This is a genomic window from Vibrio sp. B172a (assembly GCF_030248355.1).
Classification (GTDB): domain Bacteria; phylum Pseudomonadota; class Gammaproteobacteria; order Enterobacterales; family Vibrionaceae; genus Vibrio; species Vibrio owensii.
On the sequence record NZ_JAHGAC010000019.1, the window covers coordinates 80716 to 98961 of the forward strand.

15 protein-coding genes and 1 tRNA gene are annotated in these 18246 nt (G+C 44.8%); 11 read left to right on the forward strand and 5 right to left on the reverse strand.

The genetic code is table 11. The features are described from left to right. Positions 1-69 precede the first annotated feature (69 nt). From KIT90_RS17935 to pepA, 3 genes are all read right to left on the reverse strand, one after another. Positions 70-2928: a valine--tRNA ligase gene (locus tag KIT90_RS17935; protein WP_005432830.1), complete on the reverse strand. Its 2859-nt coding sequence runs from the start codon at positions 2926-2928 to the stop codon at positions 70-72. A 94-nt stretch (positions 2929-3022) separates the two neighbouring features. Further along, the gene (locus KIT90_RS17940; RefSeq protein ID WP_285377899.1) at positions 3023-3472 is read right to left on the reverse strand and encodes a DNA polymerase III subunit chi; all 450 of its coding nucleotides are present in this window, start codon (positions 3470-3472) and stop codon (positions 3023-3025) included. A gap of 115 nt (positions 3473-3587) precedes the next feature. Then, entirely contained in the window at positions 3588-5096 is a 1509-nt protein-coding gene (pepA, locus tag KIT90_RS17945; protein WP_005432840.1) for a leucyl aminopeptidase, read from the reverse strand. A gap of 200 nt (positions 5097-5296) precedes the next feature. Between pepA and lptF the strand changes: the two genes are divergently transcribed. After that, a complete protein-coding gene (gene lptF, locus KIT90_RS17950; RefSeq protein WP_009707625.1) occupies positions 5297-6397 on the forward strand; it encodes an LPS export ABC transporter permease LptF in 1101 nt (366 codons plus the stop codon). 3 nt (positions 6398-6400) lie between these two features. After that, positions 6401-7471 carry an LPS export ABC transporter permease LptG gene (gene lptG / locus KIT90_RS17955; protein WP_078608152.1) on the forward strand — a complete coding sequence of 357 codons (1071 nt, stop codon included), beginning with the start codon at positions 6401-6403 and terminating at the stop codon, positions 7469-7471. Positions 7472-7545: 74 nt separating this feature from the next. Here lptG and KIT90_RS17960 read toward each other — a convergent pair whose 3' ends face one another. Next, positions 7546-8025 (reverse strand): RDD family protein, encoded by a 480-nt coding sequence (locus KIT90_RS17960; RefSeq protein ID WP_005441982.1) that lies wholly within the window; start codon positions 8023-8025, stop codon positions 7546-7548. Between the two features lie 245 nt (positions 8026-8270). Here KIT90_RS17960 and KIT90_RS17965 point away from each other — a divergent pair, with 245 nt between their 5' ends. Together KIT90_RS17965 and KIT90_RS17970 are read left to right on the forward strand one after the other, a co-directional pair. Continuing rightward, on the forward strand, positions 8271-8936 hold the full coding sequence (locus KIT90_RS17965) for an SDR family NAD(P)-dependent oxidoreductase (protein ID WP_285377892.1): 666 nt from the start codon (positions 8271-8273) through the stop codon (positions 8934-8936). A 176-nt stretch (positions 8937-9112) separates the two neighbouring features. Next, positions 9113-9197: transfer RNA gene (locus KIT90_RS17970), tRNA-Leu, on the forward strand. A gap of 459 nt (positions 9198-9656) precedes the next feature. Here KIT90_RS17970 and KIT90_RS17975 read toward each other — a convergent pair. Beyond that, positions 9657-10940 carry a carbohydrate-binding protein gene (locus KIT90_RS17975; protein ID WP_264403831.1) on the reverse strand — a complete coding sequence of 428 codons (1284 nt, stop codon included), beginning with the start codon at positions 10938-10940 and terminating at the stop codon, positions 9657-9659. Between the two features lie 248 nt (positions 10941-11188). Here KIT90_RS17975 and KIT90_RS17980 point away from each other — a divergent pair, with 248 nt between their 5' ends. The 7 genes from KIT90_RS17980 (at position 11189) to KIT90_RS18010 (ending at position 17874) form a co-directional block, all read left to right on the forward strand. Continuing rightward, complete coding sequence (locus tag KIT90_RS17980; protein ID WP_012128957.1) at positions 11189-11494, forward strand: PTS sugar transporter subunit IIB; 306 nt, start codon at positions 11189-11191, stop codon at positions 11492-11494. A gap of 86 nt (positions 11495-11580) precedes the next feature. Further along, a complete protein-coding gene (locus KIT90_RS17985; protein ID WP_009707622.1) occupies positions 11581-12915 on the forward strand; it encodes a PTS sugar transporter subunit IIC in 1335 nt (444 codons plus the stop codon). A 48-nt stretch (positions 12916-12963) separates the two neighbouring features. Beyond that, positions 12964-13275, forward strand: a complete 312-nt coding sequence (locus tag KIT90_RS17990) for a PTS lactose/cellobiose transporter subunit IIA (protein ID WP_005441971.1) — start codon at positions 12964-12966, stop codon at positions 13273-13275. Positions 13276-13285: 10 nt separating this feature from the next. Beyond that, positions 13286-14608, forward strand: a complete 1323-nt coding sequence (locus KIT90_RS17995; RefSeq protein WP_285377894.1) for a 6-phospho-beta-glucosidase — start codon at positions 13286-13288, stop codon at positions 14606-14608. Between the two features lie 17 nt (positions 14609-14625). Continuing rightward, the gene (chbG, locus tag KIT90_RS18000; protein WP_285377896.1) at positions 14626-15381 is read left to right on the forward strand and encodes a chitin disaccharide deacetylase; all 756 of its coding nucleotides are present in this window, start codon (positions 14626-14628) and stop codon (positions 15379-15381) included. 104 nt (positions 15382-15485) lie between these two features. Further along, on the forward strand, positions 15486-16484 hold the full coding sequence (locus KIT90_RS18005; protein ID WP_038896993.1) for a LacI family DNA-binding transcriptional regulator: 999 nt from the start codon (positions 15486-15488) through the stop codon (positions 16482-16484). 139 nt (positions 16485-16623) lie between these two features. Then, positions 16624-17874 (forward strand): HD-GYP domain-containing protein, encoded by a 1251-nt coding sequence (locus KIT90_RS18010; RefSeq protein WP_285377898.1) that lies wholly within the window; start codon positions 16624-16626, stop codon positions 17872-17874. Positions 17875-18246 lie beyond the last annotated feature (372 nt).

Genomic DNA, 18246 nt, shown 5'->3' on the forward strand with positions numbered 1-18246 from the left:
CGCTAAAATGCAAAAAGGGTTGATGCTTTCACACCAACCCTTTGACTCTTTTACTCTAGTCTTTAGCGATTAAAGTGCAGCGATCGTTGTCTTCTGCTCTTCTAGCTTAGCTAGTGTCTCTTTGTAGCCTTCAAGCTTCTCACGCTCTTTAGCAACAACCGCTTCAGGTGCTTTCGCTACGAAGCCTTCGTTACCTAGTTTGCCTTCGATACGCTTGATTTCGCCGTGAGTTTTCTTGATTTCGCCATCCAGACGAGCAAGCTCAGCGTCTTTGTCGATCAGACCCGCCATTGGGATCATCAGCTCAGACTTAGCAACCAATGCTGTCGCACACGCTGGCGTTTCTTCGTCAGCAGCAAGTACGCGTACAGATTCTAGTTTTGCTAGAGACATCAGTACTTGTTTGTTTGCTTCTAGACGCGCTGCGTCTTCTGCGTTTGCAGCTTTCAGCATAACGTCAAGCGGCTTACCTGGGTTGATGTCGTATTCAGCACGTAGGTTACGGATGCTGGTAATGAACGCTTTCACCCATTCAATATCGTCTAGCGCTTCTTGGTTGAAGTTTGCTTCGTCGAATTGAGGCAGTGCTTGAAGCATGATTGTCTCACCTTCTACACCTTCAACTAGTGGCTTGATGCTTTGCCAGATAGTTTCAGTGATGTAAGGAATCACTGGGTGAGCTAGGCGTAGAGTCTTCTCAAGAACCGTGATTAGCGTACGGCGAGTACCACGCTGTTGAGCTTCAGTACCTTTCCATAGAACTGGTTTAGTTAGCTCTAGGTACCAGTCACAGAATTGGTTCCAGATGAATTCGTAAAGCGTGTTAGATGCCATATCTAGACGGAAGTTGTCGATATGGTTGTTGAACGCTTTCGCCGCTAGTTCAAACTGAGACTCGATCCATTTGTCCGCTAGTGAGTATTCAATCTCACCACCGTTGAAGCCACAATCTTGCTCTTCTGTGTTCATCATTACGTAACGGCTTGCGTTCCATAGTTTGTTACAGAAGTTACGGTAACCTTCAAGACGCTTCATATCCCAGTTGATATCGCGACCTGTTGATGCCATTGCTGCAAGAGTGAAACGTAGTGCGTCTGTACCGTATGCTTCGATACCGTTTTCAAACGTCTTGCGAGTGTTCTTCTCGATCTTCTTCGCTAGCTGAGGCTGCATCATGTTGCCACAACGCTTCTCTACTAGAGACTCTAGATCGATACCATCGATCATGTCGATTGGGTCAAGTACGTTACCTTTCGACTTAGACATCTTGTCGCCGTTTTCGTCACGGATTAGACCAGTAACGTAAACCGTCTTAAATGGTACTTGTGGTTTGCCGTTTTCGTCTTTCACGAAGTGCATGGTCATCATGATCATGCGTGCAACCCAGAAGAAGATGATGTCGAAACCAGTCACTAGTACGTCTGAAGGGTGGAATACTTTCAGATCGTCAGTTTGCTCTGGCCAACCTTGAGTACCGAACGTCCATAGTGCAGAAGAGAACCATGTATCCAGTACGTCTTCGTCTTGGTGCAGTTCAATGACTGACTCTAGGTTGTTGTTCTTACGAACTTCTTCTTCGTCACGACCTACGTAAACATTACCTTGGTTGTCGTACCAAGCTGGGATGCGGTGACCCCACCATAGCTGACGAGAGATACACCAGTCTTGAACGTCACGCATCCAAGAGAAGTACATGTTTTCGTATTGTTTAGGAACGAATTGGATGTCGCCGTTTTCTACTGCTTCAACCGCTGTTTTCGCTAGAGGCGCAGTACGCACGTACCATTGGTCAGTTAGCATTGGTTCGATAACCACGCCACCACGGTCGCCGTAAGGAACTTGTAGATCGTGATCTTTCACTTCTTCAAGTAGACCTAGCTCGTCGAATTCAGCAACGATAGCTTTACGAGCGGCAAAACGCTCCATACCGTGGTACTTAGCTGGTAGCTCAGTGCTGTAAGCGTCGCTTGCTTCGCCGTTGGTGTTGAATACTTCAGAAGCGTCACGGATGTTCGCGTCGAAAGTCAGAATGTTGATCATTGGTAGCTGGTGGCGCTTACCAACTTCGTAGTCGTTGAAGTCGTGCGCAGGTGTGATTTTCACACAGCCAGTACCTTTTTCCATATCTGCGTGCTCATCGCCCACGATTGGGATGCGACGATCAACGATAGGAAGAATGATTTCTTTACCGATAAGATCTTTGTAACGTGGATCTTCTGGGTTAACTGCAACACCAGTATCGCCTAGCATGGTCTCTGGACGAGTCGTTGCAACAACGATGTAGTCTTTGCCATCTGCTGTTTTCACGCCATCTGCTAGTGGGTAGCGGAAGTGCCACATGTTGCCTTTAGTGTCTTTGTTCTCTACTTCTAGATCTGAAATCGCTGTGTGTAGCTTTGGATCCCAGTTAACTAGACGCTTACCGCGGTAGATTAGGTCGTCTTCGTATAGACGTACGAATACTTCTTGAACAGCGTTAGATAGACCATCGTCCATCGTAAAGCGCTCACGATCCCAGTCGACAGATGCGCCAAGACGACGAAGCTGCTTAGTGATAGTGCCGCCAGATTCGCCTTTCCATTCCCAGATTTTGTCGATGAAAGCTTCACGACCGTAATCGTGTTTTGTTTTGCCTTCTTCTGCAGCGATCTTACGCTCAACAACCATCTGAGTTGCGATACCTGCGTGGTCCGTACCTACTTGCCAAAGAGTGTTTTTACCCTTCATGCGCTCACAACGGATAAGCGTATCCATGATCGTATCTTGGAACGCGTGGCCCATGTGTAGGCTACCAGTGACGTTCGGTGGCGGGATCATGATGCTGTATGATTCTTTAGTAGTGTCACCGTGTGGCTTAAAGTAGCCTTTCTCTTCCCAAGTCTGATACAGAGCTTGTTCGATTGAAGTTGGGTTGTATGTCTTTTCCATAGCGCTCTTTTAATGGATACGTTGATGGTTGAATCTAAGTCAATCTTTATAAGTGAACTCTCTGAGTGGAGAGCTTAACTATAAGGATTGACCGTTAAGGATATTGAATTTCGATCGTTTGCAGTTGATAACCTGCCTGACGGTAAATTTTATACCTTTCTCTTGCGAGCTGTTTAGCTTTTTCTTCGCAAGGCACGAAGTCTACCACTTGAGCAAACTTGTTCGCAAAGGTTGTCTCATTTTCCGCCAAATTAATTACCAGCTGACGGTTCCAATTAGGTTTTACACCTTCATGGCCGATCTCAATATTGGTGGCGTACTTCGGTCCTTCGCCTACAAGATTATGTGCCATGAACTTGTCTGCATCAATTTGCCAAAAGGCTTCAGCGAGCTGCTCGGCATGCGGTTTGTCTTGGCAGTTCAGATATACTTTTGCGCCTTGGCGAGCAAAGTGCTGAGCCAAAAACACAATGTATTCTTCAAAGCCAGCCACCGTTGCTTGCGGGCTCTCTTTGTTAATGATGTAGAAGGTTGCAGTTTGCATCATTCTCTCACTTGCCGTTGGTCTCTTCCTGAAACCATATTAAATCCGATTTTCATTTTAGAAAATCGAGGTAATAAAAAAGGGCCTTGCGGCCCTTTTAGATGATGTTCAGAAATTACTCTTCTGTCTCTTGGCCGCTGCGGTTCAAAAGGAATTGGACAAGCATTGAGACAGGACGGCCCGTTGAGCCTTTCGCTGCGCCTGATTTCCAAGCAGTACCTGCGATATCGACGTGTGCCCAGTTGTACTTTTTAGCAAACTTAGACAGGAAACAACCCGCAGTGATAGTACCAGCAGGACGACCACCGATGTTTGCCATATCAGCAAATGGGCTCTTCAACTGCTCGTGGTACTCGTCTGCCATTGGTAGACGCCATGCACGGTCACTTGCTTGCTCAGAAGCGTTTACTAGCTCATGAGAAAGTGGGTTGTGATTAGAGATTACGCCGCTGATATGGTGGCCTAGCGCGATAACACAAGCACCCGTTAGCGTTGCAACGTCAACCACGCAGTCTGGTTCGAAACGCTCTACGTAAGTCAGTGCATCACAAAGAACAAGACGACCTTCCGCATCTGTGTTCAGAACTTCTACAGTTTGACCAGACATGGTTGTTAGGATGTCACCTGGACGGTAAGCGTTGCTGCCTGGCATGTTTTCACAGCCTGCTAGAACACCAATAACGTTAATTGGTAGGTTTAGCTTCGCTAGCGCTTTCATTGTACCGAATACAGATGCTGCACCACACATGTCGTACTTCATCTCATCCATACCTTCACCAGGTTTTAGAGAGATACCGCCTGAATCGAACGTCAGACCTTTACCGACAAGTACGATAGGTTTTGCTTCTGACTCTGGGTTACCTTTGTATTCGATAATCGACATCATTGATTCGTTCTTCGAACCACGACCTACTGCTAGGTAAGATGTCATGCCCAGTTTTTCCATCTCTTGCTCACCAATGATCTTGGTGGTTACTGTCTCGTAATCGTCAGCAAGGCGACGTGCTTGAGAAGCAAGGTACGCTGGGTTTGCGATGTTTGGTGGCATGTTGCCAAGATCTTTTGATGCTTTCACACCAGATGCGATAGCTAGACCGTGAGTGATTGCTTTCTCACCTAGGTTTAGTTCACGACGCGTTGGTACGTTGAATACTAGCTTACGCAGTGGACGACGAGTTTCTGGCTTAACGCTCTTGAACTGATCGAATGTGTAAAGACCATCTTTAGTCGCTTCTACTGCCTGGCGAACTTTCCAGTAAGTATCACGACCCTTAACGTGCAGTTCAGTTAGGAAACATACTGCTTCCATAGAACCTGTTTCGTTAAGTGTGCTGATCGTCTTTTGAATGATTTCCTTGTACTGGCGCTCGCCTAGCTCACGTTCTTTACCACAACCTACAAGTAGAACGCGCTCTGACAAAACACCTGGTACTTGATGCAGTAGCAGCATCTGACCAGGTTTACCCTCTAGATCACCACGGCGAAGTAGTGAACTGATGTAACCGTCACTGATTTTATCAAGTTGCTCGGCTACTGGAGAAAGGCGACGTGGTTCAAACACACCAACAACGATACATGCGCTACGTTGTTTCTCTGGACTGCCACTTTTAACACTGAACTCCATGCGTACTCCTACATCCTGAAGACAAATTGCTCTAAATGTTAGATAATGATCGCTTACTTGTTGAATTTAAGCTCAGGTCTTACCAACAGAGCTGATTTAAGCGCTAACATCTAGTTTATAATTTTTAAAAAAATAAATGGTTCAACGGGAAACTATAGTGATTCGACCAAAAAAACAAGTTTTGTATAGGTAATTTCAGCGTGATTATTGTTAGATATTTGATCCGCGAAACACTCAAGAGCCAATTTGCGATTTTCTTCGTGCTTTTTTTGGTGTTTTTGAGTCAGAAGTTTATCAGTGTTCTTGCTGACGCTTCGGACGGGGATATTCCTGCTGGATTAATTTTCTCAATTGTTGGTTTAAACATGCCAGCAATGGGGCTATTAATGCTGCCATTGAGTTTGTACATCGGCATATTGATCACATTTGGTCGTTTATATGCAGAAAGTGAAATCGTGGTGATGAACGCGACAGGTATTGGGAATAAATTCCTAGTACAAGCGGCGTTGTACTTGGCGATCATTACTTCTGGTGTTGCGGCGTTTAACGCATTATGGCTATCACCTTGGTCGCAAGACCGCGTAGAGCAGCTTTATGAACAAGTCGCTGCCGAAAACAGCGTTGATCTACTTAAGAAAGGTCAGTTCCAAGGCACACCAGATGGTTCTTCGGTTGTTTTCATCGATGACATTAAAGACAGCACGTTAAGTAACGTGTTTGTAGCACAGATGCGCCCACGTGATTCTATTTTGCCTAGCGTGATGTTCTCTTCTTCTGGTGAAGTGAAAGAATTGTCGGATGGCCGTCAGATCATCACCATGCATGAGGGGACGCGTTATGAAGGTGTGCCGACTCGTGTTGAGTACATGGTGACTAAGTTTGATCAGTACGAAGGTGTGATTGGCCAACGTGAGGTGAAGCAAAAAGGTCGCGACTGGGAGGCATACCCAACGGCGGACTTGATTGGCCATCCAGATCCTGAAGCGCAAGCAGAGCTGCAATGGCGTATCTCATTGTTCGTATGTATTCCACTATTAACGATGCTGGTTATTCCTTTATCCGCAGTTAACCCACGTCAGGGGCGTTTCGCTAAAATGGGACCGGCCATCTTGATTTACCTTGCGTACTTCCTTGCCATCAGTGCAACGAAATCTGCGTTAGAGGATGGTGCGATTCCTGCGGCCATTGGTATGTGGCCAATCAATGCAATGTTGTTGATAGTGGCTATTTTGGCAAACATGATGGACAGCGTTCCTGTTCGACGAATGAAAGACAAATTCCGCAAGAAGAGGCTCGCGTAAGCTGTGTTTAAACTCTTAGACCTTTACATCGGTAGAACGATCATCTCTACCACTGCGTTGGTTCTGGCGACCTTCGTTGGCTTGTCGGGCATCATCAAATACGTAGAGCAGCTGCGTAAAGTCGGCCGTGGTGCTTATGACTTAATGCATGCGCTTTACTTCGTACTTTTGAGTATTCCTCGCGACATCGAAATGTTCTTCCCAATGGCAGCGCTACTGGGTGCTTTGATTGGCTTGGGCATGCTGGCATCAAGCTCTGAGCTTGTGGTAATGCAAGCCGCGGGTTTCTCTAAGTTGGACATCGGCTTATCTGTGCTTAAAACGGCCGTACCATTGATGCTTATCGTTATGACGTTGGGTCAGTGGGGCGCACCAGAAGCGCAAAAGATGGCTCGTGATTTACGTGCGTTTGCTTTGTCTGGCGGTAGTATTGTCTCCGTTCGGGCTGGGGTGTGGGCTCGTGATGCCAATGACTTCATTTTTATCGGTAAAGTAGAAGACGACAAACTCTACGGCTTGAACATGTGGCGTTTCGATGAAGAGAAGAACTTAGACAAAGTTATCTTCGCAGAAGAAGTCGACTACCAACAAGATAACAACTGGTTGATGCGTTATGTGCAAATCACCGATATGGAAAATGAAAACGTCATTACCAAGCGCGATTTAGAGCAGATGGAATGGCACACCTCATTAGCGCCAGATAAGCTGGCGGTGGTAACGGTGAAACCAGAAGAGCTTTCTTTAAGTGGCCTGTATGACTATGTGACCTATTTGAAAGCGTCGGAACAAGATGCCTCACGTTATGAACTGGCATTTTGGCGCAAGCTATCTCAACCGCTCTCTATCGCGGTAATGATGCTGATGGCGTTGTCGTTTGTTTTCGGTCCATTGCGTAGTGTCACCATGGGCGCAAGAGTCCTTTCGGGTGTGGTCGCGGGCTTTACCTTCTACATATCCAGTGAGTTCTTTGGACCTCTTACCTTGGTATACGGCATTCCACCAGTGTTCGGTGCATTGGCCCCTAGCTTAGTGTTCCTAGCAATCGCGGTATCCTTGCTAAGAAGAAAACTGTAGGTTTTCCAAAGCGATAAACATAAAAAAGGAAGGTACAGTGCCTTCCTTTTTTCTATTCTGTTTACGCTGTTTTGTTATTTTGCTTTCGGCAAGACAACGACTTCAGTTTTTGCCCAGATGTCGTGGAAGCCACGTTTTTGTGGGTCGATTGGCACAGTTAAGTTAGCCAAACCAAAGCCCGATGTACCTAAACGAATTAACGCTTGAGTGACCGTAATTGGTGCACCATCCTTACTGTTACGAATTTGCATTTTCCAAGCTCGCATCCCTAAGGTTTGTCCTGCTCGAGTCCAGAAGAAGACAAAGAAATATACCCAGACTGCCGCCAGATAGAATGTAAATAGTGGGCTTAATACAGGATGTTTTCCTAGCATGTCAGCTGCATCCGCATATTCCCCGTAGCTCAGCAATCCTGCTGCATTCAGCGCAAAGACGATTGCCATTACAACACCTGCAGCCATCATTTCAATCGCCAAGATAATCAGCGTGTCGTAGAACAACGCCGCTAATCGACGAAAGAAGCCTGCTGGTGGAAGAGTTGTAGAAGTCGTCATAGTTCCATCACTTACCTTTAAAATTGTGCGTCAGGATATAGATTCCGCTTGTTGGTGAAAAGAGAGCTAACGCACAGAGTCTCTAATTACGAAGAAATCACCGTAGCAGAAGACACTTTATATCCATCCTTCCACTTAACAAAGCTATCCAGTTCAAACTTCGCGCTACTCAGCCTGTGAAATCATCAAACATACGGTACCTTGCTGAGTTAACAAAATTACGAATGACGTGATAGAGGTACAAGATGATCGTAATTACTGGCGCGAGTAGTGGCTTAGGTGCGCAGCTAGCTAAGTTGTATGATGCTCAAGGCGAAGAAACACTGTTAACCGGACGCAGTGAAGAGAAGTTGGCGACTCTTGCTCAGCATCTCTCCAATAAAGCGCAAACACGTAGTTGTGATTTGGTGGATACATCCCAAGTCGAGAATTTGTTTGATGAGCTGCCTAAAGTGCCTTCTAAGCTGATTCACTGTGCGGGAAGTGGGTATTTTGGTTTATTAGCTGAGCAAGACCCGCAAGAGATTCAAAAGCTGATTGAAAATAACCTCACTTCGGCGATTAATATCCTTCGAGAGTTGGTCAAACGTTATCAAGATCAGCCAGTAAACGTTGTGATGGTGATGTCGACAGCAGCACAGCAGCCTAAGGCACAAGAATCGACCTACTGCGCGGTGAAGTGGGCTGTCAAAGGTTTGATTGAATCCGTTCGTATGGAATTAAAAGGCAAACCAATGAAAATTATCGCTGTGTATCCTGGAGGTATGGCAACGGAATTTTGGGAGACGAGCGGTAAGTCATTAGACACCAGTAGCTTTATGAGTGCAGGTGATGCAGCGACGATGATTCATGGTGCGCTATCTAATATAGGTAATGGTTACGTTTCGGATGTTACCGTTAATCGTTTATAGGGCTGAATGGTAGTATTACAACAAAGCGAAACGGCAGACTGAGCTAAGATGAGATCTCCTTTGTCACACTTTGTGGCGAAATTATCAGCAAACGATAGTTATTTAAGGTTTTTCTGCTTGCGCAGGTCAAAAGCTTACGTATAATGCCAACCATCAAAGGGCAATAGCCCAGAGATGCCGGTGTGGTGAAATTGGTATACACGACGGATTCAAAATCCGTTGCCTTCGGGCGTGGCGGTTCAAGTCCGCCCACCGGTACCATATTTTAAGACAGAGCCTCGACGAAAGTCGGGGCTTTGTTGTATCTGGGGTTTGTGAATTCAAATCCAGCGTGGCGGCAGGAGTGCCTGTCCAATCAAGTCGCCCACCGATACCATATTCTAAGACAGAGCCTCGACGAAAGTCGGGGCTTTGTTGTATCTGGGTTTTGTTAATTAAAATCCAGCGTGGCGGCAGGAGTGCCTGTCCAACCAAGTCACCCACTGGTACCATACATAGAAAGGTCGCTTTTATAGCGGCCTTTCGTCGTTTTGGGCGTTCGGAAATGACGGAAGAAAGTTAGCGTGCCTTCGCGTTAGTAGCAGGAATGTTTGTCCAGTCAGGTCGGTGCGCCGATACGGTAACTCAAGGCGGTGCCTCGAAGTTTCTGAATCCTCGAAACAAAAAAAGCGCGAGGGGTATGCCTCGCGCAAACTACTACATGGTGATAGTAGGAACAGCCTATAGAGCTGTGAACAAGGTGTTCTGTGTATTCGGAGTCCAGTCTGCTTGTGATACGTGCGGTACGTTGACTAGATAGCGTAGGCCTTGGTAAGTCACGACATCACCTGCTTCATAAGAAACGTTAAGTGTCCAGTTGGTAGCAGGATCTGCATTGGTCCAAAGGCTAGAAGTAGAAGATGGTGCCCAGTCTTGTTGCGCGATGTGTGCTGTCACTGCTTTGTAAACAGTGCCAGAATGCGTTACGTAATCACCGGCAGCATACGCGTTGCCGACCTGCCAAATAGGCGTGTAGTTATCAATGGTATCGAATACGTAGCCTGCTTCTTTAGCGATTCGAAGGAATTTTGCTAATTTAGGAAGGTTTTGAGTAGCCCCCATACCACGCTTGCCATCTTCGTATAGGAATTCGTGTGTTAAGACCACGACTTTGTCAGCATGCAAGGGCGTGCCACAAGGGAAGCCATGGGCTTTTGAGTTGATCGGATTGATCGTGGTTGGTGCGCAGCTGTTTAATGCGGCATCAACGTAGCCAAGAAATGCTTCTGCTTCTGTTAAACTGTTAGCTGGCATTGGAATTCCCCAGTTTTCTGGTGCCCAATCTACATCCCAACCATGTGTTTGATATCCTTTATTCGCCAAGATGTTTTGTACTTCAATAGAAGCTTTTACACTGTTTGATGGATTATCAAGATCGCAGACGTAGCCGGGTTCCCAAGGCTTTAAATCATCAGAGGTTGCACATAATCCGTCGGCTTTAAAATCTTTTGTGATACGCCAGCCATTGGTATAAGGCAAGCGAGCCAGTTCTTCGCCAAAGTAGTTCGGGTAACTGTTGATGTTAGGCAGGTATCTCTCAAACACGACTAAGTTATCTGCAAATGTCGAAGCATCGTAAACCGGATCTTGGTAAGCATTGATTTGGTGATCGCCGGTTGCATTACATTCTGCACCACTCGTTGGGCCAAATTCATCAACACAGTTGTGCACCATATGAGCATAGCTGTGGTTCGCGACGACATGCCCTGTATCAAGCGCCAGTTTCAAAGCTTCCAATGCACGATCTTCGTTCTCATCGCCAATGCCATCCAAGTGCCAAGCATTAAAGTAGAAAGTACCTTTAACACCTTGTTCATTAAGCACATTAATCACATCAATAGAAGCGTTAATAGGACCGTCATCAAAGGTTAAATATATCGTGCCTTTTGGTGCAGTTTGGGCAAATGAAAATTGAGATAGCGCAGTACCTAAAAATGTAACCATAGCCAGTTTATTTAATTTCATTTTCTATTCCTTTTTAGAAATTAATTATGACGTTGTCAGTAGTAATATATTGATAGTTATAAATATAAGTTAATACATTTTGTTATTTTGTTGGCTTTTATCCTAGACCTAAATAATTAATAAAAAATAGGCTGTATTTTCTAAAATGAGATTTGGTTCACGAACAATGCAACCGGTTGCGCTTTTTTGCGTTGGTTATTTTTGCTACAGTTTTTGTAGATTGAAATTTACACAACGGGAGTAAGGCTATGAAAAAAATTCTTTTGTGCTGTAGTGCTGGGATGTCGACCAGTATGTTGGTTAAAAAAATGGAACAAGCAGCTGAAAAACAAGGCATTGAATGCAAGATAGATGCGCTATCAGTGAATGCGTTTGATGAAGCGATTAAAGAATATGACGTCTGCTTGTTGGGGCCACAAGTGCGATTCCAACTAGAAGAGCTTCGCAAAACAGCAAATGAACACGGCAAAAATATTGAAGCGATTTCCCCTCAAGCTTACGGAATGATGAAAGGGGAAGAAGTACTACAACAAGCATTAGAACTTATTAACTAATTCAATAATTTAAATAAAAGTAAGAATTTTAACTGAATATAAATATTCGGTGCAGAATTCTTTTGTCTGAAATAAGGATGGAATCTATGAAGCTTTATGATGCGATTATCGGAATCGTCGAAAAGCATATAGCCCCAATTGCGGCTAAAGTGGGTAATCAACCTCATGTTAGAGCAATGAGAGACGGATTTATTGTGGCAATGCCGTTTATTATTGTTGGCAGTTTTATCTTAATTTTTGCATTTCCCCCATTTGCTGAAGGTACCACGTTTACTTTAGGGCAAATATGGTTGGATTTCGCGACAACGCATTTCGATACCATAATGATGCCCTTTAATATGTCTATGGGGATCATGACCATATTTGTCTCGCTTGGGGTCGCCTACAGTTTGGCGAAGGCGTACAAGATGGACGGCATTACCAGTGCAGTTTTGTCACTCATGAGCTTTTTATTGGTTGCTGCTCCTGCCAAAGATGGTGCTTTAGCGATGAATCACATGGGAGGAACAGGGATCTTTACAGCGGTTATGTGTGCTTTCTTCTCAGTTGAACTGTACCGGTTTATGAAGAAGCATAACATTACTATTCGTATGCCAGAGCAGGTACCGCCAGCTATCGCTCGTTCTTTTGAAGTTTTACTGCCAGTCTTGGCAATTTTCATTACGCTCTATCCGTTGAGTATTTTTGTTCAAACTCAATATGACATGTTGATCCCTGATGCCGTGATGGCAATGTTCAAACCATTGATCAGTGCTTCCAATACTTTACCAGCGATCATTGGTGCGCTGCTTGTGTGTCAGTTGTTGTGGTTTGCAGGTATCCACGGGGCTGCAATTGTTGTTGGTCTGTTATCCCCAATCTTCTTAACTAATATCAGTGCGAATATTGATGCGTTTGTTGCTGGTCAACCTATTCCAAACGTATTCACTCAACCTTTCTGGGATTTCTATATCTTCATTGGTGGTTCGGGTGCAACACTGGCACTAGTCCTATTGATGTCTTTCAGCCGTTCAGCGCACCTCAAAAGTATTGGTCGCATGAGTGCTGTACCGGGGTTCTTCCAAATCAATGAACCAGTCATTTTTGGTAGCCCTGTAGTGATGAACCCAATCCTATTTATTCCATTCGTATTTGCTCCAATCTTGAACGCAACCATCGCATATTTTGCTGTGCATCTTGGTTTTGTTGGTATGGGTGTCGCGACAACGCCTTGGACAACGCCTGCGATTATTGGTGCGTCATGGGGAAGTGGCTGGACATTCTCACCTGTTTTGTTGGTGATTGGCCTGCTTATTCTTGACCTCTTTATTTACCTGCCGTTCTTCAAGATGTTTGAGAAACAGGTACTTGAGCAAGAATTACCGACCAATAAAGAATCCAAAGAAGCAGAGCAGCCTTCGGGTGAAGGCGTGACGGCTTAACTATTAATTGGGCTGTGACTTGGCAGCCCTTCTTTTCGGAGAGAAGACATGGAACAAGAATTAGTTGTGATGGAAATCATCTGCAATGCTGGTGAGGCTAGAAGTCTAAGTTACGAAGCGTTACGTCTATCGAGAGAGAAAGACTTCGTTGCCGCAGAGGAAAAGCTTTCTCAAGCTAGAGAGTGCATTAACAAAGCACACTTGATTCAAACTCAATTGATCGAAGAAGACCAAGGAGAAGGCAAAGTACCAATGACGTTAGTGATGGTACATGCTCAAGACCATTTGATGACCACAATATTGGCGCAAGAAATGGCCGTTGAAATCGTCGCGCTGAATAAGCAACTCGCTGAGAAGTAAGGAAGCCATTATGCCAAGAGATGCAATCAAGCTTGCCATTATTGGTGGCGGCAGCAGCTATACTCCGGAACTGGTAGAAGGGGTGATAAAACGCTTGGAGTTTTTGCCAGTCAAACAGATGCACTTTGTGGATATTGAAGCAGGCGCTGAGAAGCTAGAGATCATCAAGGGCTTAGCTCAGCGTATGGTGGATAAAGCTGGTGCAGATATTGAAATCAAAGCTGGATTTGACCGACGTGAGGCGATCAAAGGTGCTGATTTTGTTATGACTCAATTCCGAGTCGGTGGTTTAGCTGCACGAGCTAACGATGAGCGTATCCCAATTAAGTACGATGTCATCGGTCAAGAAACAACAGGTCCTGGTGGATTTGCTAAAGCATTACGAACTATTCCCGTGATTCTGGATATTTGTAAAGATATTGAGGAGCTTGCGCCAAATGCTTGGATGCTGAATTTTACCAATCCTGCAGGTTTAGTCTCTGAAGCGGTGAGCAAGTACTCTAAGGTTAAAAGTATTGGTTTGTGCAATGTCCCTGTCTCGATGGAGATGATGATAGCTGAAATGATGGAGTGTGAACCGAAGGAGCTTCAACTCGAGTTTGCAGGCTTGAACCATCTTGTTTGGGTGCTAAAAGCTTGGCTGAAAGGCGAAGAAATTACTCAAACGGTACTAGAGAAAGTCGGTGACGGTGCCAATTTCAGTATGAAGAATATTTGGGAAGAACCATGGGATCCTGCATTTCTAAAAGCGTTAGGCGCAATACCATGTCCTTATCATCGTTACTTCTATCAAACCGACGCGATGCTAGCAGAAGAAAAGCAAAGTGCAGGGGAGCAGGGGACACGTGCTGAACAGGTGATGGAAACAGAAAGTGCACTCTTCAAACTTTACCAAGACCCAAATTTAGACCACAAACCTAAGGAATTAGAAGAGAGAGGTGGTGCTTATTACTCTGATGCTTCTTTAAATCTTGTGGATTCGATTTACAACAATCGTAACAGTATTCACGTTGTTAATGTGCTAAATAATGGTGCAATCAATGGCTTAGCTGATGATGCCGTTATTGAATGCAGTGCCGTTATTGGAAGTTGGGGGGCAAAACCTCTGGCTGTTGGCAATTTATCTACCAATATCAGTGGATTGCTTCATCAAGTAAAAGCCTATGAACAACTCGCAATAGAAGCGGCGGTTGAGGGGAGTTATGACAAAGCCTTAATGGCATTAACGAACAACCCATTGGTTCCAGATATTGGTCGTGCGAAATCCATCTTAGATGAAATATTGGAAGTGAATGCACCATACCTGCCGCAGTTTAAACTGACGACTTTGTAACTCGAGGAACATCGCGAATGAAAGTGATTTTTAACGCAGATGATTTTGGTTTAACTCAAGGTGTAAACAACGGCATTATCAAAGCGCATCAACAGGGTGTTGTGCTATCGACAACCATGATGATGGGTATGGACGCAGAGCAACACGCTGTTGAGTTAGCGAATCAGAATCCGAACTTAAAAATTGGCGTCCACCTTCGTTTTACTGCAGGGAACCCTCTAACTGGGCACCCAAATCTTACCAGTGGTGGGGAGCAGTTTGTTCGTTTTAATGAGTTGTGGAAGAAGCGTGATTTCCAAGAAGAGGCGGTTTACCAAGAAGCCGTTGCTCAAGTTGAGCGCTTTCTTTCGTTGGGATTACCGCTTAGCCATATAGATAGTCATCATCATGCTCACACTCACCCTCAATTATTGCCAGTGATTCGAAGAGTGGCTGAGCAGTATCGAGTACCGTTGCGTGGTAGAGGTTTGTGTCATATCGACTGTGATACCACGTATCATTTTACCGATGAGTTCTATGATCAGGGGGTGAGTTTAGATGGTGTTATGGCGCATCTAAAAAGTCTCAAGTCTCAATATGATGTGGTTGAAGTGATGTGTCACCCTGCTGATGTCGATCAACACTTATTGTCTATTAGCGGCTACGCTCTGCAGCGAGAGTTAGAACTTCAGGTGCTGACCTCTCCAATATTAAAGCAAGAGCTGGCCGAGCACGGTATGGGCATCACGGATTATTCGACTCTCATTTCTACTCGTAAATTTGCCAGTGTATGATTAAGGCTGCCAGCATCGCCCCCCCTACACACCTTACGATTTGCTGGCAGTCACTTTCTGGTATTGTCTCCATTAACAAAAAGCAGTTGGATTGAATAAGCACGATGGCAAGGATTAAAGATGTCGCTGAACTTGCGGGAGTAAACCGCTCTACCGTTTCTCGCATTATTAATGGAGAGGGGAAGTTCAGAGAAGAAACAAAGAAAAAAGTTGAAGCTGCGATGGCTGAACTTAACTACCGCCCAAGTGCTATTGCCCGTTCGCTTGCAACTTCATCTAGCAACATGGTTGGTTTGTTGGTGACGTACTATACCGGTGGATTCTTTGGTGAGATGATGGAGCAAGTGCAGACCGAATTGGACATGCATAAGAAGTTCCTAATTACAGCGCAAGGACACCATTCGGCGGAAGGGGAAAAGGAAGCCATTCAGCGTTTTAATGATCTGCGGTGTGATGGTTATGTGCTCCATAGCCGCTACCTATCTGATGATGATTTACGAGAACTCGCCAAGTTGCCAACGCCGTTTGTGCTACTCGATCGTTATGTCGAAGGCATAGAGGAGCGTTGCGTCACATTCAACCATCATCACGCCAGTCGAATTGCCGTTGAACATTTAATTGCTGGTGGTCATAGACATATCGCTTGTATCAGCGGTCCTTCTCAACGTCATAACAGTTTATTGCGAAAACTCGGCTATGTGGATGCAATGAAAACGGCTGGCATTAATATAGACGAAAGCTGGTGTGAAGAAGGCAATTACGGACGCCAAAGTGGTTATGATGCAATGGCCGCTATTTATCACCGCCATCCTGAAGTGACGGCTGTGTTTTCATGTAGTGAAGAGATGACGGTCGGAGCGATGCAGTTTTTGCATGAAAAGCGTATCCCAGTGCCAGAACAAATCTCATTGGTGAGTTTTGATAGTGTGGATTTGTGTGAAAGCTTATATCCAACGGTGTCAGCCGTGCACTTCCCAATCAGTGAGATGGCTAGAGTGGCAGTTCAAACGTTAATGGGGCTAATCAAAGATCAGCAATCACACACCAAGCCGGTATTTGAAGCAGAGTTAAAACTACGCAAAGCGGATCGAACTCTTTTCTAACCCTTCTTTATTACTCTCTGTGCGAGTTTGTTGATGACATGCACAGAGAAGCTTCATTCATCTCCCTTATTGATGAATTCATTTACAAAATCTACTAGTATTAGAGGCTTATCAATAAAGTCTTATCAGCAGTGGAACAGTGGCAGCAATTAAACTTACAGTGGATCGTATTCAGCCTGGGTTACATATCCGTCTTCCGCTAAAGTGGAACGATCACCCATTCCTACTCAATAGCTTCAAGATTAAAGACCAAGAACAAGTGGAGATGATTCGTCACCTTGGCGTGAAGTTTGTGTACTTTAATCCGGAACAAAGCGATGTATCTCCCCTTCCTGCTAATCAGCCTCAAACCGAAGTAAAGAAAGACGATGTCTTAGATCTTGAGGCTCAAAAATTATGGCAAGAGAAGCAAAAACGAATTGAAAAGCTGAGCGCTTATCGTCGTCGCGTTATTCAATGTGAAAAAGAATTTGAACGATCACTCGCTCGAATGCGTTCTGTGATGACGAAAATTCGTAACCGTCCCGCAGATGCGGTAGGGGAAGCAAAGCAACTGATCGACGATATCGTTGAGAAGTTAATGTGTGATGACAATGTGACTTTGCACTTAATGAACGGTAAGAATGAGTTCGAAGATATCTACTTCCACTCTCTTAATGTTGCCGTTATTGCGATGATGATTGGACGAGCGAAAGGTTATTCTGCCGAGCAACTAAAAGCACTTTCGTTTGCTGCTTTGTTTCATGACATGGGCAAGATCAAAATCCCAACCGCTATATTAAGGAAGCAAACGCCACTGAGTGAGCCCGAAAGCAACTATCTAAAGCTGCACACTAAGTACGGCTTAGACATGGCTAACCAAATTGAAGATTTCCCAGATAGCGCAAAAACCGTGATCGCTCAACATCATGAACTGCGCGACGGCTCTGGCTACCCAGAGGGTTTGAAGGGGGATGAGATTGATGAGCTCGCACAGGTGATTATTGTTGCTAATGCTTTTGACAATCTGTGTCATACCCCAATCGCTTCTGAACAGAAAATTCCATATACAGCACTTTCCCACTTATATAAGAACTGTAAGCACCTATATAAAGAAGAGAACCTTAATATCTTAATTAAGTTTATGGGCGTATTCCCTCCAGGGACGGTAGTTCAGCTTTCTAACAATATGGTGGGCTTGGTTATCTCAGTGAATGCATCTCACCTATTGTTCCCGAATGTATTGGTCTATGATCCTGCGGTTCCAAGAACGCAAGCGCCAATCATTGACCTCGCATCTAAAGATATAAAGATAGTTAATGCGATTCACCCGTCTAAATTGCCGGAAAAAATCAAAGAGTATCTTAATCCGCGCTCACGCATTTCCTACTTCTTTGATAGCGACGAATAGTTATCCACAGCTTTTTGTGGGTAAATTGTAGAGATCCTGAGTGTTATTTCTGGGTAATTTTAAGGTTGGATGGAAAGTGTTCGCTTGGCATGTTTTTTTAGAAAAAATGCATTTTTAGTCTTGCCAAAGAAAATCTTCTCCCTATAATGCGCATCCATCGACACGGCAGACGCCACAAGGCTTCAGCGGAGTCGAAGAGGTGAAAAGCTTCTAGGAAAATTAGTTGAAAAAAGTGTTTGACACTCTCAATTATCTCGCTAGAATGCACCTCCGCTTTGAGAGAAAAACTTCTTGATAAGCAAGCTCTTTAACAATATAGACCTATCAATCTGTGTGGGCACTCGTTGATGATAATCCAATTAGAAGCTTCGG